The organism is Escherichia sp. MOD1-EC6162, from assembly GCF_002965125.1.
In the GTDB taxonomy this organism is placed as follows: Bacteria; Pseudomonadota; Gammaproteobacteria; order Enterobacterales; family Enterobacteriaceae; genus Escherichia; species Escherichia marmotae.
This window is the reverse complement of sequence record NZ_PTSB01000010.1, coordinates 115,996-140,622: the sequence shown is the minus strand read 5'-3', so window position 1 is coordinate 140,622 and position 24,627 is coordinate 115,996. Positions and strand designations below refer to the sequence as shown.

The 24,627-nt window shown below is 50.1% G+C and carries 25 protein-coding genes and 1 pseudogene; 17 read left to right on the top strand and 9 right to left on the bottom strand.

What is annotated here, in order from left to right; genetic code table 11:
* Positions 1–9 precede the first annotated feature (9 nt).
* The 6 genes and pseudogenes from A9587_RS25445 (at position 10) to speB (ending at position 4,658) form a co-directional block, all read left to right on the top strand.
* Positions 10–261 (top strand): annotated as a pseudogene (locus tag A9587_RS25445) (hypothetical protein).
* A gap of 110 nt (positions 262–371) precedes the next feature.
* Positions 372–515, top strand: a complete 144-nt coding sequence (gene yqgG / locus A9587_RS25440) for a protein YqgG (protein ID WP_269446598.1) — start codon at positions 372–374, stop codon at positions 513–515.
* Between the two features lie 93 nt (positions 516–608).
* Positions 609–740, top strand: coding sequence for an acid stress response protein YqgB (gene yqgB / locus A9587_RS10890; RefSeq protein WP_001338822.1), 132 nt, complete (start codon positions 609–611; stop codon positions 738–740).
* 8 nt (positions 741–748) lie between these two features.
* Positions 749–2,725, top strand: a complete 1,977-nt coding sequence (gene speA, locus A9587_RS10885; protein ID WP_001517052.1) for a biosynthetic arginine decarboxylase — start codon at positions 749–751, stop codon at positions 2,723–2,725.
* A 145-nt stretch (positions 2,726–2,870) separates the two neighbouring features.
* Positions 2,871–3,602, top strand: coding sequence for a hypothetical protein (locus tag A9587_RS10880; protein ID WP_000758927.1), 732 nt, complete (start codon positions 2,871–2,873; stop codon positions 3,600–3,602).
* 135 nt (positions 3,603–3,737) lie between these two features.
* A complete protein-coding gene (gene speB, locus A9587_RS10875; RefSeq protein ID WP_000105566.1) occupies positions 3,738–4,658 on the top strand; it encodes an agmatinase in 921 nt (306 codons plus the stop codon).
* 129 nt (positions 4,659–4,787) lie between these two features.
* Here the strand turns inward: speB and loiP are convergent, their stop codons facing one another.
* Entirely contained in the window at positions 4,788–5,546 is a 759-nt protein-coding gene (gene loiP / locus A9587_RS10870) for a metalloprotease LoiP (protein WP_000701822.1), read from the bottom strand.
* A gap of 277 nt (positions 5,547–5,823) precedes the next feature.
* Here loiP and tkt point away from each other — a divergent pair, with 277 nt between their 5' ends.
* Entirely contained in the window at positions 5,824–7,815 is a 1,992-nt protein-coding gene (gene tkt / locus A9587_RS10865; RefSeq protein ID WP_105263544.1) for a transketolase, read from the top strand.
* A gap of 42 nt (positions 7,816–7,857) precedes the next feature.
* Here the strand turns inward: tkt and A9587_RS10860 are convergent, their stop codons facing one another.
* Positions 7,858–8,766, bottom strand: coding sequence for a prohibitin family protein (locus A9587_RS10860; protein ID WP_105263545.1), 909 nt, complete (start codon positions 8,764–8,766; stop codon positions 7,858–7,860).
* Positions 8,767–9,144: 378 nt separating this feature from the next.
* On the opposite strand from A9587_RS10860, the gene cmtB reads away from it, so the two are divergent.
* The 6 genes from cmtB to A9587_RS10825 are packed head-to-tail and all read left to right on the top strand — an operon-like array spanning position 9,145 to position 14,499.
* Positions 9,145–9,588 carry a PTS mannitol transporter subunit IIA gene (gene cmtB, locus A9587_RS10850; RefSeq protein WP_001236708.1) on the top strand — a complete coding sequence of 148 codons (444 nt, stop codon included), beginning with the start codon at positions 9,145–9,147 and terminating at the stop codon, positions 9,586–9,588.
* Positions 9,589–9,615: 27 nt separating this feature from the next.
* Complete coding sequence (cmtA, locus tag A9587_RS10845) at positions 9,616–11,004, top strand: PTS mannitol transporter subunit IICB (RefSeq protein WP_000428837.1); 1,389 nt, start codon at positions 9,616–9,618, stop codon at positions 11,002–11,004.
* Between the two features lie 14 nt (positions 11,005–11,018).
* Entirely contained in the window at positions 11,019–12,296 is a 1,278-nt protein-coding gene (locus A9587_RS10840; protein WP_016249179.1) for a zinc-binding dehydrogenase, read from the top strand.
* Positions 12,293–13,258, top strand: a complete 966-nt coding sequence (gene glpX, locus A9587_RS10835; protein ID WP_016249178.1) for a class II fructose-bisphosphatase — start codon at positions 12,293–12,295, stop codon at positions 13,256–13,258. The genes A9587_RS10840 and glpX overlap by 4 nt, the downstream gene beginning before the upstream one ends.
* A 21-nt stretch (positions 13,259–13,279) precedes the next feature.
* On the top strand, positions 13,280–13,789 hold the full coding sequence (gene fumE / locus A9587_RS10830) for a fumarase E (RefSeq protein WP_001517047.1): 510 nt from the start codon (positions 13,280–13,282) through the stop codon (positions 13,787–13,789).
* A complete protein-coding gene (locus A9587_RS10825; RefSeq protein ID WP_000687729.1) occupies positions 13,786–14,499 on the top strand; it encodes a nucleoside/nucleotide kinase family protein in 714 nt (237 codons plus the stop codon). The genes fumE and A9587_RS10825 overlap by 4 nt, the downstream gene beginning before the upstream one ends.
* On the opposite strand, the gene A9587_RS10820 is transcribed toward A9587_RS10825, so the two are convergent.
* The 5 genes from A9587_RS10820 to A9587_RS10800 are packed head-to-tail and all read right to left on the bottom strand — an operon-like array spanning position 14,471 to position 17,547.
* Positions 14,471–15,148 (bottom strand): ABC transporter ATP-binding protein, encoded by a 678-nt coding sequence (locus A9587_RS10820; RefSeq protein ID WP_001517045.1) that lies wholly within the window; start codon positions 15,146–15,148, stop codon positions 14,471–14,473. The genes A9587_RS10825 and A9587_RS10820 overlap by 29 nt on opposite strands.
* Positions 15,142–15,819: an energy-coupling factor ABC transporter ATP-binding protein gene (locus A9587_RS10815; protein WP_016262518.1), complete on the bottom strand. Its 678-nt coding sequence runs from the start codon at positions 15,817–15,819 to the stop codon at positions 15,142–15,144. The genes A9587_RS10820 and A9587_RS10815 overlap by 7 nt, the downstream gene beginning before the upstream one ends.
* Positions 15,807–16,514 (bottom strand): energy-coupling factor transporter transmembrane component T, encoded by a 708-nt coding sequence (locus A9587_RS10810; RefSeq protein ID WP_061090720.1) that lies wholly within the window; start codon positions 16,512–16,514, stop codon positions 15,807–15,809. The genes A9587_RS10815 and A9587_RS10810 overlap by 13 nt, the downstream gene beginning before the upstream one ends.
* On the bottom strand, positions 16,515–17,093 hold the full coding sequence (locus tag A9587_RS10805) for an ECF transporter S component (protein ID WP_000113901.1): 579 nt from the start codon (positions 17,091–17,093) through the stop codon (positions 16,515–16,517).
* Positions 17,094–17,115: 22 nt separating this feature from the next.
* Positions 17,116–17,547 (bottom strand): PPC domain-containing DNA-binding protein, encoded by a 432-nt coding sequence (locus tag A9587_RS10800; RefSeq protein ID WP_000988684.1) that lies wholly within the window; start codon positions 17,545–17,547, stop codon positions 17,116–17,118.
* A gap of 371 nt (positions 17,548–17,918) precedes the next feature.
* Between A9587_RS10800 and epd the strand changes: the two genes are divergently transcribed.
* From epd to mscS, 4 genes are all read left to right on the top strand, one after another.
* Positions 17,919–18,938 carry an erythrose-4-phosphate dehydrogenase gene (gene epd / locus A9587_RS10790; RefSeq protein WP_000218495.1) on the top strand — a complete coding sequence of 340 codons (1,020 nt, stop codon included), beginning with the start codon at positions 17,919–17,921 and terminating at the stop codon, positions 18,936–18,938.
* 49 nt (positions 18,939–18,987) lie between these two features.
* Positions 18,988–20,151 carry a phosphoglycerate kinase gene (gene pgk / locus A9587_RS10785; protein ID WP_000111269.1) on the top strand — a complete coding sequence of 388 codons (1,164 nt, stop codon included), beginning with the start codon at positions 18,988–18,990 and terminating at the stop codon, positions 20,149–20,151.
* Between the two features lie 91 nt (positions 20,152–20,242).
* Positions 20,243–21,322, top strand: a complete 1,080-nt coding sequence (fbaA, locus tag A9587_RS10780; protein ID WP_000034375.1) for a class II fructose-bisphosphate aldolase — start codon at positions 20,243–20,245, stop codon at positions 21,320–21,322.
* 358 nt (positions 21,323–21,680) lie between these two features.
* Positions 21,681–22,556, top strand: a complete 876-nt coding sequence (gene mscS / locus A9587_RS10775) for a small-conductance mechanosensitive channel MscS (RefSeq protein ID WP_000389807.1) — start codon at positions 21,681–21,683, stop codon at positions 22,554–22,556.
* 41 nt (positions 22,557–22,597) lie between these two features.
* Here the strand turns inward: mscS and dctP are convergent, their stop codons facing one another.
* Positions 22,598–23,641: a TRAP transporter substrate-binding protein DctP gene (gene dctP / locus A9587_RS10770; RefSeq protein WP_000142897.1), complete on the bottom strand. Its 1,044-nt coding sequence runs from the start codon at positions 23,639–23,641 to the stop codon at positions 22,598–22,600.
* A gap of 54 nt (positions 23,642–23,695) precedes the next feature.
* On the bottom strand, positions 23,696–24,625 hold the full coding sequence (locus A9587_RS10765) for a hypothetical protein (protein ID WP_105263547.1): 930 nt from the start codon (positions 24,623–24,625) through the stop codon (positions 23,696–23,698).
* Positions 24,626–24,627: the final 2 nt, after the last annotated feature.

Here is a 24,627-nt window from a genome sequence, read left to right as displayed (position 1 = left end):
GGGTTTTCTGTGGTAGTGGCTCCTTCCACGACTCTGCAGGTTAAAAACACTGGCAGTCTGAGTGTTAATCAGTATGGATGGATTAACATCTGGATGGCTATTTTAGGTCAAGACGTCATCCGATTTCCACTTTTTTTTGAAGCGTATCTCATTCCGTTAAAAACGTAGCTGGAAATTTTTCCTGACAATGCTGGCATTCTGTGTATTTATCTTTTGCAATTTTCTGCCATTGTGGGGTATAAAACGCGGCGCGCGGCTTAAATAAAAAGCACACGACGTTCCTTTCGTGTTGCCACTTCCAGCCGGGTTGAAATCAGTGTTTTAGCTTGTTGGTTCGTCTTCGCAGGCGGCCGTGGAGGTGATACGAAATAATGAATCGTTGTCTGCTGCTTAATCTGTCGCACCGTTCTGGTGTAGATTCGTTCCCCGCACTCTGCATCTCTGCATTGCATACCTGCCGATGTTATACCCATCTCGGCGCTTCTCAGGATTCAAGAGCTGGCAACAGTTACTGATGACTGAACAAGGGCGCTCTTGTAAATACAAGAGTTTTCTCGTGGTTTCGCCGGACTGTCACACTTACGTTCGGTTATGTGCTTAATAATGTTATGAAAAAGAAACCGGTTGCGCAGTCGGAGCGTCAGCATACGCTGCTGGAAAATCCGTGTGCTTATGGGTTGTTATCGCAGTTTCAGGCTGCGATAGTGGTTAACTGTTTTACACTTAATAAAATAATTTGAGGTTCGCTATGTCTGACGACATGTCTATGAGTTTGCCTTCGTCAGCGGGCGAACACGGTGTACTACGCTCCATGCAGGAGGTTGCAATGAGCTCCCAGGAAGCCAGCAAGATGCTGCGTACTTACAATATTGCCTGGTGGGGCAATAACTACTATGACGTTAACGAGCTGGGTCACATTAGCGTGTGCCCTGACCCGGACGTCCCGGAAGCTCGCGTTGATCTCGCGCAGTTAGTGAAGACCCGCGAAGCGCAGGGCCAGCGCCTGCCTGCACTGTTCTGCTTTCCGCAGATCCTGCAGCACCGTTTGCGTTCTATTAACGCCGCGTTTAAACGTGCGCGGGAATCCTATGGCTATAACGGTGACTACTTCCTCGTTTACCCGATCAAGGTTAACCAGCACCGCCGCGTGATTGAGTCCCTGATTCATTCTGGTGAACCGCTGGGGCTGGAAGCAGGTTCAAAAGCTGAGTTGATGGCGGTGCTGGCGCATGCTGGCATGACCCGCAGCGTCATCGTCTGTAACGGCTATAAAGACCGCGAATATATCCGCCTGGCGCTGATTGGCGAGAAGATGGGCCATAAGGTTTATCTGGTTATCGAGAAGATGTCTGAAATCGCCATTGTGCTGGATGAAGCGGAACGTCTGAACGTGATCCCTCGTCTTGGCGTACGTGCGCGTCTGGCCTCGCAGGGGTCTGGTAAATGGCAGTCTTCCGGTGGTGAAAAATCGAAGTTCGGTCTGGCGGCAACCCAGGTACTGCAACTGGTTGAGACACTGCGTGAAGCCGGACGTCTCGATAGCCTGCAACTGCTGCACTTCCACCTCGGTTCGCAGATGGCGAATATTCGCGATATCGCGACAGGCGTTCGTGAATCTGCGCGCTTCTATGTTGAGCTGCATAAGCTGGGCGTCAACATTCAGTGCTTTGACGTTGGCGGTGGTCTGGGCGTGGATTATGAAGGCACCCGTTCGCAATCCGATTGTTCGGTGAACTACGGCCTCAATGAATACGCTAATAACATTATCTGGGCAATTGGCGATGCCTGTGAAGAGAATGGTCTGCCACATCCGACGGTGATCACCGAATCGGGTCGTGCGGTGACTGCGCATCACACTGTGCTGGTTTCCAATATTATCGGTGTGGAACGTAACGAATACACCGTTCCAACCGCACCAGCAGAGGATGCGCCGCGCGCACTGCAAAGCATGTGGGAAACCTGGAAGGAGATGCACGAACCGGGAACTCGCCGCTCTCTGCGTGAATGGCTGCATGATAGCCAGATGGATCTGCACGATATCCATATTGGTTATTCTTCTGGCACTTACAATCTGCAAGAACGTGCATGGGCAGAACAGCTCTATTTGAGCATGTGTCATGAAGTGCAGAAGCAACTGGATCCGCAAAACCGCGCCCATCGCCCGATTATCGACGAATTACAGGAGCGTATGGCGGACAAAATGTACGTCAACTTCTCGCTATTCCAGTCGATGCCGGATGCATGGGGCATCGACCAGTTGTTCCCGGTTCTGCCGCTGGAAGGGCTGGATCAAGTGCCGGAACGCCGCGCTGTGCTGCTGGATATCACCTGTGACTCTGATGGAGCCATCGACCACTATATCGATGGTGACGGCATTGCTACGACAATGCCAATGCCGGAGTACGATCCGGAGAATCCGCCGATGCTCGGTTTCTTTATGGTCGGTGCCTATCAGGAGATCCTCGGCAACATGCACAATCTGTTTGGTGATACCGAAGCGGTTGACGTGTTCGTCTTCCCTGACGGCAGCGTAGAAGTGGAGCTGTCTGACGAGGGCGATACCGTTGCGGATATGCTGCAATATGTGCAGCTCGATCCAAAAACGTTGTTAACCCAGTTCCGTGACCAGGTGAAGAAAACCGATCTTGATGCCGAACTGCAACAACAGTTCCTTGAAGAGTTCGAGGCAGGTTTGTACGGTTATACCTACCTTGAAGATGAATAATTAAGATTATTCTGCTGGCGGGCCGATTTAATTGATTAATTCGGCCCGCTTTTTATTTATATATTCTTAAAAATAATCTGGTTACTTTCCTTCTAATATAATCTCCCTACAATCGCTGCATTAATTAAATGCAGAGGGATCGGTTATGAAAAAATGGAAAGTACGCGTTGCGCTGGTGGGATTGTTCGTACTGCTGGCAGGTTGTTCCAGTAATGCGCAGTATAATAGTAGTGCATCTGGCAATGTCGGCACTGCCTGGGGCGGGGATGTGCACTCAACGGTTCAAGGCGTATCTGCTGAACGCGCCTGGCGCGATCCGGCAGAGATGATCGTTATTAGTTATTCGACTAACATTCCTTCCGGATACGACCGCGTTTATAGCATTCGGATTAACGAACTGGAATATGCTATTCGCGATGCTAATTTTAATTCGCTTCCTATTACGCGGGTATATGATTCATCGAATAATAAACCTCGATATATTGTTCATGCCAGAGTGGGAATGAATTATCAATTATATGTTCGTAACTATAGCCGTAACACTAACTATGAGATCGTTGCCACAGTTGATGGGCTGGATGTTCTGAACGGCAAGCAAGGTTCGCTGAATAACAATGGCTATATTGTGAATGCCGGTGATTCGTTAGCGATTAAAGGTTTCCGTAAAGATAAACATACCGAAGCTGCTTTTCAGTTTGCCAACGTTGCTGATTCCTACGCCGCCAATTCGGCGCAAGGCGATGTACGTAACACAGGGGTGATTGGTTTTGCCGCTTTTGAATTACAAGGCTCAGCGAAAAATGCGCTACCGCCGTGCTCTGGACAAGCCTTTCCGGCAGACAACAATGGCTATGCTCCACCACCGTGTCGTAAATAGCAACCCCGCTTGATGCTTCACCCATTTAGGGCGATAATTAGCACAAACTTGTGTTTCGCAAATCCAACCCTTCCTCGTCGGGCCTAACGACGCGGAAGGGTTTTTTTATATCGACTTTGTAAAAGGAGTCCATCCATGAGCACCTTAGGTCATCAATACGATAACTCACTGGTTTCCAACGCCTTTGGTTTTTTACGCCTGCCGATGAACTTCCAGCCGTATGACAGCGATGCTGACTGGGTAATTACCGGCGTGCCGTTCGATATGGCTACTTCTGGTCGTGCGGGGGGGCGTCACGGTCCGGCAGCTATTCGCCAGGTTTCGACTAATCTGGCCTGGGAACACAACCGCTTCCCGTGGAATTTCGACATGCGTGAACGTCTGAATGTCGTCGACTGTGGTGATCTGGTATATGCCTTCGGTGATGCCCGTGAAATGAGCGAGAAACTGCAGGCGCACGCTGAGAAGCTGCTGGCTGCCGGTAAGCGTATGCTCTCCTTCGGTGGTGACCACTTTGTTACGCTGCCGCTGCTGCGTGCTCATGCTAAACATTTTGGCAAAATGGCGCTGGTACACTTTGACGCCCACACCGATACCTACGCGAACGGTTGTGAATTTGACCACGGCACTATGTTTTATACCGCGCCGAAAGAAGGTCTGATTGACCCGAATCATTCCGTGCAAATTGGTATTCGTACTGAGTTCGATAAAGACAACGGCTTTACCGTGCTGGACGCCTGCCAGGTGAACGATCGCAGCGTGGATGACGTTATCGCCCAGGTGAAGCAGATTGTTGGTGATATGCCGGTCTACCTGACTTTTGATATCGATTGCCTGGATCCTGCGTTTGCGCCGGGAACGGGTACGCCGGTAATTGGCGGCCTGACCTCCGATCGCGCCATTAAACTGGTACGCGGCCTGAAAGATCTCAACATCGTTGGGATGGACGTAGTGGAAGTGGCTCCGGCATACGATCAGTCGGAAATCACTGCTCTGGCAGCGGCAACGCTGGCGCTGGAGATGCTGTATATTCAGGCAGCGAAAAAGGGCGAGTAAGCGCCGGATGTGATGCCATCCGTAGGCCGGATAAGATGCGCCAGCATCGCATCCGGCGATGTGCTCTGGCCATATATGTCAGATGCGGCCTAAACGCCTTATCTGACCTACGTTCGGCACCACCAGGTCTTACTTAACCCCATCAGCGCTCATACGGTCGCGAATATGCTGGGCGCGCTCCGCGGATGCTGGATGGTCGTCAAACATTGAGCTTTGACGGCCTTCTTCCAGCTTCGCCAGTTTTTCAAAGCTGGTGGCAAGGCCTGCCGGACTGATGCCGCGTTGGCGCAGCAAGTCATAGGAGTAATCGTCCGCCTCAGCTTCCTGACGCTGGGAGAATTGCGAATTGACTAATTTCTCGCCCAGATCGCCTAGTTGTGATTGAGATAAACTACCGACAATCCCGCCCGCCGATGCCGCAGCTACTCGCACTGCGTTTGTTCCAAGCGCGACCTGCATCCCTTTCTTCACATGGCCTAACGCCACGTGTCCCATTTCGTGACCGATCACCGCTTCGACTTCGTTATCAGTCATCATATCCATCAGTCCGCTATAAACACGGATGCAGCCGTTGGCCATCGCAAAGGCGTTCACATCCTTTGCCATATACACTTTGTAATTTACCGGCTGACCGTTGATATTGTTGCCCAGCGCGTTGGCAATAGTGGCCAGACGTTTAGCATATTCGCTACTGGCTGGCGCAATCGTCGCCTTACTGTCCATCTCCTGACATGCCTGATCGCTCAGGGCTTTGACCTGCGCATCACTCAGAGTGTAAGCCTGAAAAGCTTCCGCTCCTGATGAGAGCAGCCCACTGGAGTCCATATTCTGGCAACCGGTCAATACCGTTGCCACGCTCATTGCTATCAATAAGGCGCGAATTTTCATGTTTTCTCTTCCGCACAAAGTCAGGATTATTCTAAAAATGCGCCGTTTGCAGGTGAATCGACGCTCAGTCTAAGTATAAGGAAAAGCGCAGCGGACGGGCGAGCAGATTGCGCAACATGCGAGCATGATCCAGAGATTTCTGAACCGGCAAAAGGATGTTCCATGTACATGACGCGTGGCTTGCGGTAAATTGTTGGCAAATTTTCCGGCGTAGCCCAAAACGCGCTGTCGTCAAGTCGTTAAGGGCGTGCCCTTCATCATCCGATCTGGAGTCAAAATGTCCTCACGTAAAGAGCTTGCCAATGCTATTCGTGCGCTGAGCATGGACGCAGTACAGAAAGCCAAATCCGGTCACCCGGGCGCCCCGATGGGTATGGCTGACATTGCCGAAGTCCTGTGGCGTGATTTCCTGAAACACAACCCGCAGAATCCGTCCTGGGCTGACCGTGACCGCTTCGTGCTGTCCAACGGCCACGGCTCCATGCTGATCTACAGCCTGCTGCACCTCACTGGTTATGATCTGCCAATGGAAGAGCTGAAGAACTTCCGTCAGTTGCACTCCAAAACTCCGGGCCACCCGGAAGTGGGTTACACCGCAGGTGTAGAAACCACCACCGGTCCGTTGGGTCAGGGTATTGCTAACGCAGTCGGTATGGCGATTGCAGAAAAAACGCTGGCGGCGCAGTTTAACCGTCCAGGTCACGACATTGTCGACCACTACACCTACGCCTTCATGGGCGACGGCTGCATGATGGAAGGCATTTCCCACGAGGTTTGCTCTCTGGCGGGTACGCTGAAGCTGGGTAAACTGATTGCGTTCTACGATGACAACGGTATCTCTATCGATGGCCATGTTGAAGGCTGGTTCACCGATGACACTGCAATGCGTTTCGAAGCTTACGGCTGGCACGTAATCCGCGGTATTGACGGTCACGACGCTGCCGCTATTAAACGCGCAGTAGAAGAAGCGCGAGCAGTGACTGACAAACCGTCTCTGCTGATGTGCAAAACTATCATTGGTTTCGGTTCCCCGAACAAAGCCGGTACGCATGACTCCCACGGCGCGCCGCTGGGCGATGCGGAAATTGCACTGACTCGTGAGCAGCTAGGCTGGAAATACGCGCCGTTCGAAATCCCGTCTGAAATCTATGCTCAGTGGGATGCGAAAGAAGCCGGTCAGGCGAAAGAGTCTGCATGGAACGAGAAGTTTGCGGCTTACGCGAAAGCTTACCCGCAAGAAGCGGCTGAATTTACCCGTCGTATGAAAGGTGAAATGCCGTCTGACTTCGACGCGAAAGCGAAAGAGTTCATTGCTAAACTGCAGGCTAATCCGGCTAAAATTGCCAGCCGTAAAGCGTCTCAGAATGCCATCGAAGCATTCGGTCCGCTGTTGCCGGAATTCCTTGGCGGCTCCGCTGACCTGGCTCCGTCTAACCTGACCCTGTGGTCTGGCTCTAAGGCAATCAACGAAGATGCTGCTGGTAACTACATCCATTATGGTGTTCGCGAATTTGGTATGACCGCGATTGCCAACGGTATCTCCCTGCACGGTGGCTTCCTGCCGTACACCTCCACCTTCCTGATGTTCGTGGAATACGCACGTAACGCTGTACGTATGGCTGCACTGATGAAACAGCGTCAGGTGATGGTTTATACCCACGACTCCATCGGTCTGGGCGAAGACGGCCCGACTCACCAGCCGGTTGAGCAGGTTGCTTCTCTGCGCGTGACCCCGAACATGTCTACATGGCGTCCGTGTGACCAGGTTGAATCCGCCGTTGCGTGGAAATATGGCGTTGAGCGTCAGGACGGCCCGACCGCGCTGATCCTCTCCCGTCAGAACCTGGCGCAGCAGGAACGTACGGAAGAGCAACTGGCAAACATCGCGCGCGGTGGTTACGTGCTGAAAGATTGTGCCGGTCAACCGGAACTGATCTTCATCGCCACCGGTTCTGAAGTCGAGCTGGCGGTTGCAGCATACGAAAAACTGACTGCTGAAGGCGTGAAAGCGCGCGTAGTTTCCATGCCGTCTACCGACGTGTTCGACAAACAGGACGCGGCTTACCGTGAATCCGTACTGCCGAAAGCCGTCACCGCACGCGTTGCAGTGGAAGCAGGTATTGCTGACTACTGGTACAAGTATGTTGGCCTGAACGGTGCTATCGTCGGTATAACCACCTTTGGTGAATCTGCTCCGGCAGAGCAACTGTTCGAAGAGTTCGGCTTCACCGTTGAAAACGTGGTAGCGAAAGCGAAAGAACTGCTGTAATTAACACTATGGTGTGTGAAGAGCCGCAAATGCGGCTCTTTTTTATTTGGTTGAGATAAACGGAACGGTACTGCCAGGGATCATGGTATCGGGCAGTTTTCCGTCCCAGCGTTCGGCAGTGGTAAGGGCAACAAGCCCTGGGTTATCTCGCAGAGCTTCACCGCGCAGGCGGATAGCTTCTGCTTCAGCCCCACTTTTTAAACGAATAGTTTCTGCTTCTGCCGCGCCTCTTACGCGAATCGTCTCTGCTTCTGCTTTGGCTGCCGCCAGTTTACTGTCTGCTTCTGCCTGCGCCTGAGTTACCGCAATTTGTGCCTGGATTTTCTCTGTTTCCAGATTTTGTTTCCGTGTGGCAATGGCGACTTCCGCTTTCATACGATCTTCAATTGATTTTTCATAAGCGTCCGAAAAATCAATATTTTCAATCTGGACCCCGTCAATCACCACCGGACCAACAACGGCTTTGCGCATTGCATTTTGCAGATCCTGAACCAGTTTCGTGCGATCCTGTACAGCGCTGATGGCCGTATATTGACCGAAAACGTTCTCCAGTTGGGTTGGCAACTGGCGAACAATCAGGCGATCTTTTAATGCTTCAATGGTGTTGTAGGTGGTATAAACCGCGCCTGCTTCCGAAGGCTTAATATGGAAACTGACTGACACAGTCATTTGTGCGGGTTGCTGGTCGCGGCTGTATGCCTGTAATCCCTGATAGACAACAGACTGATTACGCGTGGAAATTTTCTCTACGCTTTCCATAAACGGGATCTTAAAACCCAGCCCCGGATCGGCAACTTTTACTATTTTTCCATAGCGCAACAAAATACCACGTTCACCTTCATTCACGGTGTAATACGACAGAAATGGCAGCACAATAACGGCAAGTACGCCAATGGCGATGGCAAGCGATTTTTGTGGGCGGAATGAGGTTATTGAAACAGGTGCTTTCATGTGAGTCTTCCTTGAGTGAAGTGTGGAAATATGTCACATGAGGTGAGAAGAAAACAGCCAACAGTCGAGAATTCAGAATCTATAAAGGGGGAATGGCGGAAAACCAACGAATGAAATAAGTATGTTTTCGAACATTCAATAAACAAATGGTGATATGCATCACGAATGTAATAACGTATAAAATATCTATTGTGTGACATACACAGCAAATATATAGTTGACTTACGTAAAATCATTTTTATGTCATTGTTATTTAATACTTTGCTATTTTAGCTCGTGGAGTTTGTGTTTTCACGTGCACAATTGCTTTCATTAAGTCGCACGAGTATTTTATTTTTACCGCCGGACAGCACCCTAAAAATAAAATAAGGATAATTTATGCGGCTTATTGATTATTTCCCGGAATCATCAATCTCAGTTATATCTTCAGCAAAAGACTGGCAGGATGTTATCGATTTTTCGATGGCGTCATTGTTAGCAAAAAATTATATCAACGAGAATTACATTCAGTCTATTAAAGACTCAACTACCCGCAACGGGCCTTATTATATTCTCGCGCCGGGCGTAGCAATGCCCCATGCACGACCGGAATGTGGGGCGCTTAAAACCGGGATGTCACTGACATTACTCGAACAGCCAGTTTGTTTCCCCGGAAGTGATGAACCGATCAAATTACTCATCGGGCTTTCTGCTGCCGATGCTGATTCGCACATTGGTGCTATTCAGGCGTTAAGTGAATTACTGTGCGAAGAAGAAATACTCGAACAACTATTAACAGCAACATCAAAAAAACAATTAGCGGACATTATCAGCCGCGGATAATTACTCTCTCCTCTACAGGATAATATTATGGAAAACAAGTCTGCTCGTGCAAAGGTCCAGGCTTTTGGTGGCTTTTTGACTGCAATGGTCATCCCCAATATCGGTGCTTTCATTGCCTGGGGTTTTATTACTGCTTTATTTATTCCTACGGGTTGGATGCCTAACGAACACTTCGCCAAAATTGTTGGCCCCATGATTACCTATTTATTGCCCGTGATGATTGGTTCTACCGGTGGTCATCTGGTCGGCGGTAAACGCGGTGCGGTCATGGGGGGAATAGGGACGATTGGTGTGATCGTCGGTGCGGATATTCCGATGTTTCTCGGTTCGATGATCATGGGGCCGTTAGGTGGTCTGGTCATAAAATATGTCGATAAAGCACTGGAAAAACGCATACCTGCTGGTTTTGAGATGGTTATCAATAACTTCTCATTAGGTATTGCCGGGATGATCCTCTGCCTGTTGGGCTTTGAAGTCATCGGTCCGGCAGTGTTAATTGCCAATACTTTCGTCAAAGAGTGTATTGAGGCGCTGGTACATGCGGGTTATCTACCTCTGCTGTCAGTCATCAATGAACCGGCAAAAGTGCTTTTCCTTAATAATGCGATCGATCAGGGCGTCTATTACCCGTTGGGAATGCAGCAGGCATCGGTTAACGGTAAATCTATCTTCTTTATGGTGGCGTCCAATCCTGGGCCGGGTTTAGGCTTGCTGCTGGCATTCACTCTGTTTGGTAAAGGGATGAGCAAACGCTCTGCGCCTGGTGCGATGATTATTCACTTCCTCGGTGGCATCCACGAGCTGTATTTTCCGTATGTATTGATGAAGCCGTTGACCATTATCGCCATGATTGCAGGCGGTATGTCTGGCACCTGGATGTTCAATTTGCTGGATGGCGGCCTGGTGGCAGGTCCTAGCCCGGGTTCTATTTTTGCTTATCTGGCACTGACGCCGAAAGGCTCGTTCCTGGCGACAATTGCCGGTGTTACGGTCGGTACTCTGGTGTCCTTTGTCATCACATCCCTGATACTGAAGATGGAAAAAACGGTGGAAACGGAGAGCGAAGATGAGTTCACCGAGTCAGCCAATGCGGTAAAAGCTATGAAGCAGGAAGGTGCATTTTCATTAAGTCGTGTGAAACGTATTGCCTTTGTTTGTGATGCGGGAATGGGCTCCAGCGCAATGGGGGCAACCACCTTCCGCAAACGTCTGGAAAAAGCCGGACTGACCATTGAAGTAAAACATTACGCCATAGAAAACGTGCCTTCGGATGCTGATATCGTCGTCACTCACGCCAGTCTGGAAGGACGAGTGAAACGTGTGACGGATAAACCGCTGATATTGATTAATAACTACATTGGCGATCCAAAACTCGACACTTTATTTAATCAATTAACCGCCGAACATAAAAACTGATTGCAGAGGTAAAAATGAAAACCAAAGTTGCTGCTATTTATGGCAAGCGGGATATCCGTCTGCGTGAATTTGAGTTACCCGAAATTACTGATAATGAACTGCTGGTCAGTGTAATTTCTGATAGTGTTTGTTTATCCACCTGGAAAGCGGCGTTGCTTGGTAGCGAACATAAACGGGTGCCGGACGATTTAGAAAATCACCCGGCGATCACCGGGCATGAATGTGCCGGAGTCATTGTTGAAGTGGGTAAAAATCTTACCGACAAATATAAAAAAGGTCAGCGATTTGTTTTACAGCCTGCGATGGGGTTACCCAGCGGATATTCTGCGGGATACAGCTACGAATATTTTGGTGGTAATGCCACCTATATGATTATTCCTGAAATCGCGATTAATTTAGGCTGCGTATTACCGTATCACGGCTCTTATTTTGCTGCGGCGTCGCTGGCGGAGCCGATGTGCTGCATTATTGGCGCTTATCATGCTAATTATCACACTACGCAATATGTTTATGAGCATCGAATGGGCGTCAAATCTGGCGGCAATATTGCGCTACTGGCGTGTGCTGGCCCGATGGGAATTGGCGCTATCGATTACGCCATTAACGGCGGCATTCAACCATCACGGGTGGTAGTGGTCGACATCGATGAAAAACGGCTGGCACAAGTACAGAAGCTGCTGCCGGTGGAGATGGCGGCCAGCAAAGGGATTGAGCTGGTATACGTGAATACCAAAGGGATGAGCGATCCGGTACAGATGCTGCGGTCGCTGACAGGAGATGTCGGGTTCGATGATGTTTTTGTCTATGCGGCGGTGCCTTCGGTCGTTGAGATGGCTGATGAATTGCTGGCGGAAGATGGTTGTCTGAACTTCTTTGCCGGGCCAACGGATAAAAACTTCAAAGTGCCGTTTAACTTTTACAACGTGCATTACAACAGCACTCACGTCGTTGGGACGTCCGGTGGTTCTACGGATGATATGAAAGAGGCGATTGCCCTTAGCGCCACGGGGCAGTTGCAGCCGTCGTTTATGGTGACCCATATTGGTGGCCTGGATGCGGTGCCAGAAACCGTACTCAATTTGCCGGATATTCCCGGCGGTAAAAAACTCATTTATAACGGCGTCACCATGCCGCTGACCGCCATTGCCGATTTTGCCGAAAAAGGGAAAACAGATCCGCTGTTTAAAGAGTTGGCGCGACGGGTTGAGGAAACGCACGGCATCTGGAATGAACAGGCCGAGAAATATCTGCTGGCACAATTTGGCGTTGATATCGGGGAGGCCGCGCAATGATGTCCCTTGCGTGGCCATTATTTCGCGTTACGGAACAGGCCGCGTTGGCTGCCTGGCCGCAAACCGGATGTGGCGACAAAAATAAAATTGATGGCCTGGCGGTTACCGCGATGCGTCAGGCATTAAACGACGTCGCTTTTCGTGGGAGAGTGGTTATCGGTGAGGGGGAAATTGACCATGCGCCGATGCTGTGGATTGGCGAAGAGGTTGGCAAAGGTGATGGGCCAGAAGTCGATATTGCGGTTGATCCGATTGAAGGCACCCGGATGGTGGCGATGGGGCAGAGTAATGCCCTGGCAGTAATGGCCTTCGCCCCACGAGATAGCCTGTTACACGCGCCCGATATGTATATGAAAAAACTGGTCGTTAACCGACTGGCTGCAGGAGTGATTAATCTGTCTTTGCCCCTGACGGATAACTTGCGCAATGTGGCAAAAGCATTGGGCAAACCATTGGATCGATTACGCATGGTTACGCTGGATAAACCCCGTCTTCATGCCGCGATTGAAGAAGCGACGCAACTGGGCGTGAAAGTATTCGCCCTGCCGGATGGCGATGTTGCTGCCAGTGTGCTGACTTGCTGGCAGGATAATCCTTACGACGTGATGTACACCATCGGTGGTGCGCCAGAAGGCGTTATTTCTGCCTGTGCAGTCAAAGCGTTAGGCGGAGATATGCAGGCAGAGCTTATTGATTTTTGTCAGGCCAAAGGTGATTACACGGAAAATCGGCAGATTGCACAACAGGAGCGCCAGCGTTGCAAGGAAATGGGGGTTGAGGTCAACCGTGTGTACTCGCTCGACGAACTGGTGAGAGATAAAAATATCCTCTTTAGCGCCACGGGTGTGACGGGCGGAGAGCTGGTGAACGGTATACAACAGACGGCGAATGGGGTGCGGACGCAGACATTACTGATCGGTGGCGCAGACCAAACGTGTAATATAATAGACTCCCTGCATTGATGGTGATCTATCGGAAGACGAATGGCGACGCTGACAGAAGATGATGTGCTTGAGCAACTGGATGCACAGGACAATTTATTGTCATTTATGAAAACTGCGCATGCCATTTTGCTCCAGGGGATACGCCAGTTTCTGCCGTCGCTGTTTGTCGATAACGATGAAGAGATCGTGGAATATGCAGTGAAGCCGTTGCTCGCCCAAAGCGGCCCGCTTGACGATATTGATGTTGCGCTGCGTTTGATTTATGCGCTGGGGAAAATGGATAAATGGCTGTACGCCGATATTACGCACTTTTCTCAATTCTGGCATTACCTGAACGAGCAGAATGAAACGCCCGGATTTGTCGATGACATTACCTGGGATTTTATCAGCAACGTTAATAGCATAACCCGTAATACTTCCCTCTATGATGCGTTGAAAGCGATGAAGTTCGCTGATTTCGCGGTCTGGTCAGAGGCGCGTTTTAGCGGAATGGTCAAAACGGCGCTGACGCTGGCAGTAACGACAACTTTAAAGGAATTAACGCCGTGAAAATCGAACTGACGGTGAATGGACTAAAGGTACAGGCGCAGTACTCTGATGATGAAATTGAAAATGTACATAAACCGCTACTGCGTATGCTGGCGGCTTTACAGGCGGTAAACCCGCAGCGGCGTACGGTGGTATTTCTGAGTGCTCCACCAGGGACGGGTAAATCTACCTTAACTACCTTCTGGGAATATCTCGCACAACAAGATCCCGAATTACCCGCTATTCAGACGCTCCCGATGGATGGTTTTCACCATTACAACATCTGGCTGGATGAGCATCAGCTTCGCCCTTATAAAGGCGCGCCGCAAACGTTTGACGTGGCGAAACTGGCGGAAAATCTGCGTCAGGCCGTGCAAGGCGACTGTACGTGGCCGCAGTATGATCGACAAAAACATGATCCGGTAGAAGATGCGTTGCACGTTACCGCGCCGCTGGTCATCGTCGAAGGAAACTGGCTATTGCTGGATGACGAGCAGTGGCGCACGTTAGCGCAATTTTGTGATTTCTCGATATTTATCAACGCGCCCGCATCTGTGTTACGGGAACGACTGGTGGGGCGCAAGTTGGCGGGGGGATTATCGCAGGCAGATGCTGAAGCTTTTTATGAACGTACCGACGGGCCGAATGTTCGTCGGGTGCTGGAACAGAGTCGGCCTGCAAATTTGACCTTAATGATGACGCCTAACGGTGAATACTGTCTGGCAGATTGACCTCCCTCACTACACCACCTTCCAGTCGCATGACGCGAGAAAAATGACGCCGGGTAAATGCGGCGTCATGACTGATTGCCACCACACTCGTGCCACGAAGGCGGCACTTTTCCAGCCAACTTTCAAATACTGCCAGCCATTGGGCGTCAAAATCCCGGCTCGGTTCGTCAAGTAATAACAGCGGCGGGGCGAGAGCTTCCAGGCAGGCGACGGCTACCATCCGTCGCTGGGCGCTATGCAGATCTAACGGATGAGCGCTGGCAACATCTGTTAACTGACAGCATTGCAGGACAGCGTCGGTGCGTTGAGCAATTTCATCAGTTGGGCATTTTTGCAGTTTCAAACCAAATGCGATCTCTTCCGCGACGGTACTGTGAAATAACTGGTTTTCCGCTTCCTGAAACAGCACACCAATGTTTGTCGCGCGTTGGCGGTTCTTGAGTGTATGTAGCGCCAGATGTTGCAACATTACCGTGCCGGACGAAGGGGGTAGAAGACCCGCCATGATACGCAACAGGGTCGATTTTCCCGCGCCATTGTCGCCGGTCAGCGCCAGCCATTCACCTTTTTTGAGTTGTAGAGAAATGTTGCAAAGACAATCCGTTGCTGCGTCAGGCCAGCGATAAGTAACCTGATTTAACGTTAACATAATGGCTGGAGTGCTCCGTTTTGCAGTTGCCACGCTTGCTGGCAGTAGTTCAGGAAAGGTGTTTGATGGCGTTCAAAAAGAATAATCAGCGAATCACGTTTCAACGCCCAGTGTTGTAAGCGCTGCAACAGCATTTCGCTGGCCTGCGACGTCAGTCGGCTAAAGGCTTCGTCGAGAATTAAAATCTTAGGTAGCATCGCGATAGCACAAGCGATGACCACGCGTTGGGTTTCCCCGCCGGAGAGTGTTGCCGGATGGCGATGACGCAATGGCTGGCACCCGGTCAGAGTCAGAGCGGCGTCAATACGCGCCATAATCTCTGCTTCAGCAAGACACAGATTTTCTGGCCCAAACGCGACTTCTTCTTCTACGTTGAAGGTACAGCCAGAAAGCTGCAAGTAGGGGGATTGCTGGACGAGTTGAATGGTCGCAGATTGTTCGTTGAGTGAGCGTTGCCCAATGGGCGTATCGAGGAGCATTCCCGTACCAGCTATGTCACCTGGCAAGAAGTCGGGATACCAACCCGCCATCAGTTGCGCCAGCGTGCTTTTGCCACTGCCGTTGTCCCCAAAGATGGCGATCATCCCCGGTTCGTCATAGTAAAAGTCATAACAGAACGGAGGAATTGTTGAGTGTGTCGGGCAATAGCGAAACTGTTCTAACGTAACCATATCCACGCTCCGAATTCTGCCAGCATCAGCAAGATCATGGTGTAACGCGCCACTTTTTCCAGGTTACTGTCAGGTGGTGCCCACAGCGTAGTGCGCCGGTTGTGGAGTCGAAATGCCCGCATATCCAGCGCCGCGCCGCGGATCGCCAGATCGTTAAGCGCATTATGAGTTAGCGGAATAATTAACGCGGGCATCGCACGTAAACGTTGATACCAGCCTTCATCCAGCGGCACGCCGCGAGCGCGTTGTGCTTCATAAATAATCGCTAATTGTCGTTTTAACTGCTCAACGACCAATAACGGCCCGGCAAACAGATAAGCGACGCCCGGCGGCAGGCGAGAAGCAAACAAAGCGCGGATAAAACCTTGCACGGGGACGAATTGCATCCACAACTGTGAAGTTGAGACAATAGCCAGAATACGCAACCAGAGCGTAATGGCATGTGCCCACCGTTCTGGAGAGCGTGGCGCGTCACTTATCCATTCTGTCAGCCAGCCACCGTGCACCAGCCACAGACCGACGCCCAGCGAAAACATCAGCCAGGTGACATATTTTGCCCGCCGCCGCGTGGCCTTTAGCGCGATAAGGCAGAAAAAGGTCGCCGCGCTATAGATCGGCAAAATGCTCTGCGCGGGCAGGATAAGCGTGGTGCAGGCAGCCAGCGCCCACAACGTTAATGAGGTAAACGGATGCATTTAGCGCACGGCGGCCATCATTGGAAAATGGCGTGTGGTGCGAATCGGTAGTTGTCGCAGTAAAAGCCAGACAATCACCGCCGTGAGAATTTTATCGACCAGGTTAGCGCCTATCACCGTAATCGCCACTGATTCCACCAGGTTTTGCCCCATTGAATGTATCCAGGCGACGAACAAATCCGCTCCGCTACCGGTTACTCCGCCAAACAAGGCTGTACGCAGCGGCACGGCAACAATTGTCACCGCAAGAGTAATAATCACCCCGCTGACAATGACTTTCGGCAGAGTACGGAACCAACCCGCTCGCGCCAGCCAACCCGCGACCAGACCGATGACCATCGCCACGGGGGCAAAAGCGGCGGCGATCGGGTCAGTCAGTAACCCCCAGAGTAAATTGGTCAGTAAGCCGGTCAGCATACCGATCACTGGACCAAGCAGTACCGCGCTAATAAGCGTGCCGATGGAGTCGAGAAAAATAGGCAATTTGACTATGCTGGCCAGTTGACCGCCGATCATATTGATGGCGATAGAGATAACGATCAGCACCAAAGCCTGACTGGAAAAGTGGCGACGCGCCATAAGAAAACCTCTCTAAAGGGTGTTATTTAACAGGGGAAATATGCAACTCGTCGTAACCAGAAAGCGCGCAAGGCTGGCGACTGAATGCCAGTTCTTCCAGGCTACCGATCACCAGTTCAAGGGTGGTGCGCACGGTACAGCCAGGCATCATATGACCGCCGAGCATTGCGCCGTGTGGGTCTGAAATGCAGAGATGAAGATGTTCACCTGTCTGTTCCAGTGTGCCGTTCAGTGCGATTACTTCAAACTTACCGCGAAGATGAGTGGTGTTTTCTTGCCCGGCATAGCGTAAGGCGACGTCAGTCAGACTGCCGGTACAACCCGCAATCCACGCGGCGTGAAGTTGTTGCTGTCGCGCGAAGGTGCGTAATTGAGAGAAAACTTCCTGATCGGGAAGCAGGCGCAGCGCGTAAAAGCGCGCAGTTGAAGAATAAAGGTGGGGCAATGTCATCATTGAAGTACTCCGAAACTCGGACGTATTGCGGATGATATCGACGCGACATCAGTCATATTCTGATATAAATCAGGGTTTATGACGGCACAGCGAAAAGATTTTGCTACGCTTATTCGTGATTCTGCAAAGTGGAATAATTCCTGGCATACCATGGCCAAAAACGTGACGTAAGTCAGATAATTGTCTTCTTTGACTGGACAATCATTCCTTTTATTCCGCGTTTCGCTTATCCTAGCTGAAGCGTTTCAGTCGATTAAATGTTCGACAATTAACCAATCAGTCGCAATTTGCGACAGGTAAGGTTTTCCCGAACGATTTGCTGGACTACTCTGTCTGGAAAATTTGCTTTGAGAAAGCCTTGCAGGAGACCTATGACCGTACGCGTAGCGATAAATGGCTTCGGTCGCATCGGGCGTAATGTGGTTCGTGCTGTGTATGAATCCGGACGCCGGGCGGAAATCACCGTGGTGGCAATCAACGAACTGGCGGATGCTGCGGGCATGGCGCATTTGTTGAAATATGACACCAGTCATGGCCGTTTTGCATGGGAAGTGCGTCAGGAACGCGATCAACTTTTTGTTGGTGATGACGCCATCCGCGTATTGCATGAACGTTCACTGCAATCACTCCCCTGGCGTGAACTTGGCGTCGATGTGGTGCTCGATTGCACCGGCGTGTATGGCACCCGCGAGCATGGCGAAGCGCATATTGCCGCCGGGGCCCAAAAAGTGCTCTTTTCACATCCTGGCAGCAACGATCTCGACGCAACTATTGTTTATGGCGTCAATCAGGATCAACTTCGCGCGGAACACCGCATTGTTTCTAACGCTTCCTGTACCACGAATTGCATAATTCCCGTCATCAAATTGTTAGATGATGCGTACGGCATTGAGTCCGGCACTGTGACCACAATTCACTCCGCCATGCACGATCAGCAGGTTATTGATGCGTACCATCCCGACCTGCGCCGCACTCGGGCCGCCAGTCAGTCGATCATCCCGGTCGATACTAAACTGGCCGCCGGTATCACGCGTTTTTTCCCGCAGTTTAACGATCGCTTTGAAGCGATTGCGGTACGTGTGCCAACCATTAATGTGACGGCAATCGACCTGAGCGTGACGGTGAAGAAACCTGTAAAAGCCAATGAAGTCAACCAGTTGTTGCAAAAGGCAGCACAAGGTGCATTTCATGGTATAGTTGACTATACGGAATTGCCGTTGGTCTCTGTAGATTTTAACCACGACCCGCACAGTGCCATTGTCGATGGCACCCAAACCCGGGTCAGTGGCGCACACCTGATCAAAACGTTGGTCTGGTGCGATAACGAATGGGGCTTTGCTAACCGAATGATCGACACGACGTTAGCAATGGCCGCTGTTGCTTTCAGGTAAGACGCAAGCAGCGTCTGCAAAACTTTTAGAATCAACGAGAGGATTCACCATGTCTGTAATTAAGATGACCGATCTGGATCTTGCTGGGAAACGTGTATTTATCCGTGCGGATCTGAACGTACCAGTAAAAGACGGGAAAGTAACCAGCGACGCACGTATCCGTGCTTCTCTGCCGACCATTGAACTGGCCCTGAAACAAGGCGCGAAAGTGATGGTAACTTCCCACCTGGGTCGTCCTACCGAAGGCGAGTACAACGAAGAATTCTCTCTGCTGCCGGTTGTTAACTACCTGAAAGACAAACTGTCTAACCCGGTTCGTCTGGTTAAAGATTACCTCGACGGCGTTGACGTTGCTGAAGGTGAACTGGTTGTTCTGGAAAACGTTCGCTTCAACAAAGGCGAGAAGAAAGACGACGAAACCCTGTCCAAAAAATATGCTGCACTGTGTGACGTATTCGTAATGGACGCATTCGGTACTGCTCACCGCGCGCAGGCTTCTACTCATGGTATCGGTAAATTTGCTGACGTTGCGTGCGCAGGCCCGCTGCTGGCGGCTGAACTTGACGCGCTGGGTAAAGCACTGAAAGAACCTGCTCGTCCGATGGTGGCTATCGTTGGTGGTTCTAAAGTTTCTACCAAACTGACCGTTCTGGATTCCCTGTCTAAAATCGCTGACCAGTTGATCGTTGGTGGTGGTATCGCAAACACCTTTATCGCGGCACAAGGCCACGATGTAGGTAAATCTCTGTACGAAGCAGACCTGGTTGACGAAGCAAAACGTCTGCTGACCACCTGCAACATCCCGGTTCCGTCTGATGTTCGCGTAGCAACTGAGTTCTCTGAAACTGCTCCGGCTACCCTGAAATCTGTTAACGACGTGAAAGCTGACGAGCAGATCCTGGATATCGGTGATGCTTCCGCACAGGAACTGGCTGAAATCCTGAAGAATGCGAAAACTATTCTGTGGAACGGCCCGGTTGGCGTGTTCGAATTCCCGAACTTCCGCAAAGGTACTGAAATCGTGGCTAACGCTATCGCAGATAGCGAAGCGTTCTCCATCGCTGGCGGCGGCGACACTCTGGCAGCAATCGACCTGTTCGGCATTGCTGACAAAATCTCCTACATCTCCACTGGTGGCGGCGCATTCCTTGAATTCGTAGAAGGTAAAGTACTGCCTGCAGTAGCGATGCTCGAAGAGCGCGCTAAGAAGTAAAAAATCACAGGGCAGGGAAACCTGCCCTTGTTTCAGCGCGCTCATGTAGCACGCACTTTTTCTCAAGCCCGACGATACAGGACAAAGAAACATGTCTAAGATTTTTGATTTCGTAAAACCTGGCGTAATCACTGGTGATGACGTACAGAAAGTTTTCCAGGTAGCAAAAGAAAATAACTTCGCACTGCCAGCAGTAAACTGCGTCGGTACTGACTCCATCAACGCCGTACTGGAAACCGCTGCTAAAGTTAAAGCGCCGGTTATCGTTCAGTTCTCCAACGGCGGTGCTTCCTTTATCGCTGGTAAAGGCGTGAAATCTGATGTTCCGCAGGGGGCTGCAATCCTGGGCGCTATCTCTGGTGCGCATCACGTACACCAGATGGCTGAACACTACGGTGTTCCTGTAATCCTGCACACTGACCACTGCGCGAAGAAACTGCTGCCGTGGATTGACGGTCTGCTGGACGCAGGTGAAAAACACTTCGCAGCTACCGGTAAGCCGCTGTTCTCTTCTCATATGATCGACCTGTCTGAAGAATCTCTGCAAGAGAACATCGAAATCTGCTCTAAATACCTGGAGCGCATGTCCAAAATCGGTATGACTCTGGAAATCGAACTGGGTTGCACTGGTGGTGAAGAAGACGGTGTGGACAACAGCCACATGGACGCTTCTGCACTGTACACCCAGCCGGAAGACGTTGATTACGCATACACCGAGCTGAGCAAAATCAGCCCGCGTTTCACCATCGCGGCTTCCTTCGGTAACGTACACGGCGTTTACAAGCCGGGTAACGTGGTTCTGACCCCGACTATCCTGCGTGATTCTCAGGAATATGTTTCTAAGAAACACAACCTGCCGCACAACAGCCTGAACTTCGTATTCCACGGCGGTTCCGGTTCTACTGCTCAGGAAATCAAAGACTCCGTAAGCTACGGCGTAGTGAAAATGAACATCGATACCGATACCCAATGGGCAACCTGGGAAGGTGTTCTGAACTACTACAAAGAAAACGAAGCTTACCTGCAGGGTCAATTGGGCAACCCGAAAGGCGAAGATCAGCCGAACAAGAAATACTACGATCCGCGCGTATGGCTGCGTGCTGGTCAGACTTCGATGATCGCTCGTCTGGAAAAAGCATTCCAGGAACTGAACGCAATCGACGTTCTGTAAGATATTCCTTTCTGCTTATCTCAAGACCCGCTCTGCGGGTCTTTTTTTCGCCAAAAGCAAAATTGCCTGATGCGCTACGCTTATCAGGCCTACACGTATCCTGCAATATATTGAATTTGCAGGTTTTTGTTGGCCGGATAAGGCGTTCACGCCGTATCCGGCATGACAAAGCGCACATTGTCATATGTCTGAGCCCCACTCTGCGGGGCTTTTTTTCGCCAAAAGCAAGGTGATGTACTTAAGAAATTTGTGATCTATTTGGCAAAATTATACTTTATTGTTTACCCTTGTCAGACTGCCCGTCATAAGGCGGCGGAGTGTATTTCTCCATTTTGAGTCAGTTGAAAAGGAATATTGAATGGAAGATTTGAATGTTGTCGATAGCATACACGGTGCAGGTTCCTGGTTGGTGAATAATCAGGCGCTGTTGCTGAGTTATGCTGTAAACATCGTGGCGGCTCTCGCGATTATCATCATTGGTTTGATTGTCGCGCGGATGATTTCCAATGCGGTGAATCGCCTGATGATCTCCCGTAAAATTGATGCCACCGTTGCTGATTTTCTTTCTGCATTAGTCCGTTACGCAGTTATTGCCTTTACGCTAATTGCTGCACTGGGTCGCGTGGGCGTACAAACCGCATCGGTTATCGCCGTACTGGGTGCCGCAGGTTTAGCTGTAGGTTTGGCGTTGCAGGGTTCGCTGTCTAACCTGGCCGCTGGCGTGTTGCTGGTAATGTTCCGCCCGTTCCGTGCCGGTGAATATGTTGACCTCGGCGGTGTTGCCGGTACTGTGCAGAGCGTGCAGATTTTCTCTACGACTATGCGCACCGCAGACGGTAAAATTATCGTTATTCCGAACGGTAAAATTATTGCCGGTAATATTATTAACTTCTCTCGCGAGCCGGCGCGCCGTAACGAATTTATCATTGGCGTGGCGTATGATTCTGATATCGATCAGGTTAAGCAGATCCTGACTGATATTATTCAGTCCGAAGATCGTATTTTAAAAGATCGTGAAATTACCGTGCGCCTGCATGAACTTGGCGCATCCTCGGTTAATTTTATCGTTCGTGCCTGGAGCAACAGCGGTGATCTGCAAAACGTGTACTGGGACGTGCTGGAACGTATTAAACGCGAGTTTGATGCTGCTGGTATCAGCTTCCCATATCCGCAAATGGATGTGAACTTCAAGCGGGTGAAAGAGAATAAAGAGAGCGATGCGGTAACGCGTTAATCATGTAAAGCGCCCATAAGATTCATGGGCGCACTAACAATTCAATGGATTGTTCTATCAAGAAGATTGGCAACTTTTTGCATCACTTCCCTGGCATTGTCTATACCTTCAGCTTTCTGCTTTGCTACCCACTGAGCTTGTTCTTGCTGATAACCAATCGCTTTCCGCCAGGCCTCCAGTTCTGCTTTTGTCAGATAGCGAACATGTGTGCCTTCCTGTTCAAGCGTTTTTACCATGTTGATCAGATTGTTATCTAATGCCTGGCCCAGCGCCTTCTGGGTTGTAATAGCAGCTCGCTGAATCGCCTCGCGATCTTGAGTACTGAGGCTTTCCCAGGTGTGTTTATTCATCGTCAAAAGATAAACATGGCCGAGCCAGAGCGAAGGAGAGAGCAACACATTCGGCGCAGCACGTTCAGCATGGATGTCATACCCGCTATCGAGATTGACCATTAAGCCATCGAGTTTCCCGTCGCGGAGTGCTGTCGTAATTTGCTCATTCCACGGTAAGGTTACGGTTTTTGCTCCTGTATTAACTAAATAAGCCCGATGCCAGAAACTGGCTGTTCGCCAGGAAGTTCCCTGAAGAGCGGTTAATTTCATAATGGGTTTGGTAGAAAAAAAGCCTACCGGATAGCCAAGGAAAAATTGTAAGTTCACGACATTGTTACGCTCAATTTCAGCGTTAAGTTCGGGAATTTCTGCATATACGCGACGAAAGAATTCTACCTGACTGGCTCCATGCTCCGGGCCAATAGCAAAGCTCTTGAATATTTGATGAAGCGGTAATTGTTTCGCTGTGTATTCTGGCACCACTATACCCATATCAGCTTTGCTGCCATCACTTATCGTCGCCAGTGCGTCATAGCTGATGGCGATTTCACCGTTCCAGTGAGGTTCAATTTTCAAACGTCCTTGTGACTCTTTTCCAATTTCTGCAAATAATACCTCTTTAATGAGTTGTGTACGCATTCCACCATAAGGTTCATGATCGGTATAGCGAAGTATTTTTTCAGCAGCAATGTTGGGGAAAGATACCAGAAGTAACCCTGATATCAGAGAAAATAAAAAGTGTTTGAATGTCATATCAGTTCCTTCTGTAATTTTGTTGATCGTCGTTAATATTAAAAGCAGTGAACTTTAACAACTAAAATCAAACTTCATATTTTTAAAGTCCAGCCAGGCATTACCTGTGCCAAAATTATACCCGCCGAAATACTCTTCAAACTCAATATAATAAGGCGACATTCCGTCTGGTATAGGCTGCACGAGCGCCATCGAACCACCGAGATGATCGGGCAGATGTGCGCTATGCCACTGGAGAGGTTCACATTTACTCTTTCCCTCTGCATCTTTAGAAAAATAATGAATGGACTGATATTCCGTATCATTTCTTTCTGAGGGGCTAATTCCCGCATTAGGATCAAAAGCGCGCGGCTCGCATGAAATCGCCAGATTGAACGCCAGCGACTGCTCAGGAATGGTGCCCAATTTACGGTAAATAAAATTGCTTTCAGGCGTATCTTTTGGTCTGACGTTAGCCTGAAAATAACTAAATGCACTGCCAATAGCCATCCATTCTGGCGTATCTTGCTGGTCGCGATAGTGGTCAGGTATAAGTTCAGGTGGCTCGCAAAATGGGCCGTTGAACTCGTACTGGGTTAGTAAAATTACCGCATAAGAACAACCTAATATATCTGCCATCCGAAATAGCCGTGGATGTCGTTGCTTTTCTGCCAGCCAAAAAACATAAAGATTTGGATCTTCTGGGGGCGTGCAGGATTCAAAATTTTCAAACACATCCAATATTTCTTCTGTACATGGAGTTCCGCCATCGTTGTGTTCTGGCGCAACTGCAAAGAAAGATAACGCGACAACCTCTGGTCCATAAATCCGATAGTCCTCTGGCAATAGTAGGGTAAATCCATGATTCAATGGGAAACCATTATTTGGATCCAGCGGCCACTGTTCGGGTGTTATGCCTGGTGGTAGTCCAAAGCACCAACCTTGTTGTTGCGGCATATTTTCGCGGATAGGGTAGGGGAGCAGAGTGAGATCATATGATTGCATTG

Coding starts and splice junctions, on each gene's coding strand:
- yqgG (WP_269446598.1), top strand. CDS start 372: ATGAATCGTTGTCTGCTGCTTAATCTGTCGCACCGTTCTGGTGTAGAT.
- yqgB (WP_001338822.1), top strand. CDS start 609: ATGAAAAAGAAACCGGTTGCGCAGTCGGAGCGTCAGCATACGCTGCTG.
- speA (WP_001517052.1), top strand. CDS start 749: ATGTCTGACGACATGTCTATGAGTTTGCCTTCGTCAGCGGGCGAACAC.
- A9587_RS10880 (WP_000758927.1), top strand. CDS start 2,871: ATGAAAAAATGGAAAGTACGCGTTGCGCTGGTGGGATTGTTCGTACTG.
- speB (WP_000105566.1), top strand. CDS start 3,738: ATGAGCACCTTAGGTCATCAATACGATAACTCACTGGTTTCCAACGCC.
- loiP (WP_000701822.1), bottom strand. CDS start 5,546: ATGAAAATTCGCGCCTTATTGATAGCAATGAGCGTGGCAACGGTATTG.
- tkt (WP_105263544.1), top strand. CDS start 5,824: ATGTCCTCACGTAAAGAGCTTGCCAATGCTATTCGTGCGCTGAGCATG.
- A9587_RS10860 (WP_105263545.1), bottom strand. CDS start 8,766: ATGAAAGCACCTGTTTCAATAACCTCATTCCGCCCACAAAAATCGCTT.
- cmtB (WP_001236708.1), top strand. CDS start 9,145: ATGCGGCTTATTGATTATTTCCCGGAATCATCAATCTCAGTTATATCT.
- cmtA (WP_000428837.1), top strand. CDS start 9,616: ATGGAAAACAAGTCTGCTCGTGCAAAGGTCCAGGCTTTTGGTGGCTTT.
- A9587_RS10840 (WP_016249179.1), top strand. CDS start 11,019: ATGAAAACCAAAGTTGCTGCTATTTATGGCAAGCGGGATATCCGTCTG.
- glpX (WP_016249178.1), top strand. CDS start 12,293: ATGATGTCCCTTGCGTGGCCATTATTTCGCGTTACGGAACAGGCCGCG.
- fumE (WP_001517047.1), top strand. CDS start 13,280: ATGGCGACGCTGACAGAAGATGATGTGCTTGAGCAACTGGATGCACAG.
- A9587_RS10820 (WP_001517045.1), bottom strand. CDS start 15,148: ATGTTAACGTTAAATCAGGTTACTTATCGCTGGCCTGACGCAGCAACG.
- A9587_RS10815 (WP_016262518.1), bottom strand. CDS start 15,819: ATGGTTACGTTAGAACAGTTTCGCTATTGCCCGACACACTCAACAATT.
- A9587_RS10810 (WP_061090720.1), bottom strand. CDS start 16,514: ATGCATCCGTTTACCTCATTAACGTTGTGGGCGCTGGCTGCCTGCACC.
- A9587_RS10805 (WP_000113901.1), bottom strand. CDS start 17,093: ATGGCGCGTCGCCACTTTTCCAGTCAGGCTTTGGTGCTGATCGTTATC.
- A9587_RS10800 (WP_000988684.1), bottom strand. CDS start 17,547: ATGATGACATTGCCCCACCTTTATTCTTCAACTGCGCGCTTTTACGCG.
- epd (WP_000218495.1), top strand. CDS start 17,919: ATGACCGTACGCGTAGCGATAAATGGCTTCGGTCGCATCGGGCGTAAT.
- pgk (WP_000111269.1), top strand. CDS start 18,988: ATGTCTGTAATTAAGATGACCGATCTGGATCTTGCTGGGAAACGTGTA.
- fbaA (WP_000034375.1), top strand. CDS start 20,243: ATGTCTAAGATTTTTGATTTCGTAAAACCTGGCGTAATCACTGGTGAT.
- mscS (WP_000389807.1), top strand. CDS start 21,681: ATGGAAGATTTGAATGTTGTCGATAGCATACACGGTGCAGGTTCCTGG.
- dctP (WP_000142897.1), bottom strand. CDS start 23,641: ATGACATTCAAACACTTTTTATTTTCTCTGATATCAGGGTTACTTCTG.
- A9587_RS10765 (WP_105263547.1), bottom strand. CDS start 24,625: ATGCAATCATATGATCTCACTCTGCTCCCCTACCCTATCCGCGAAAAT.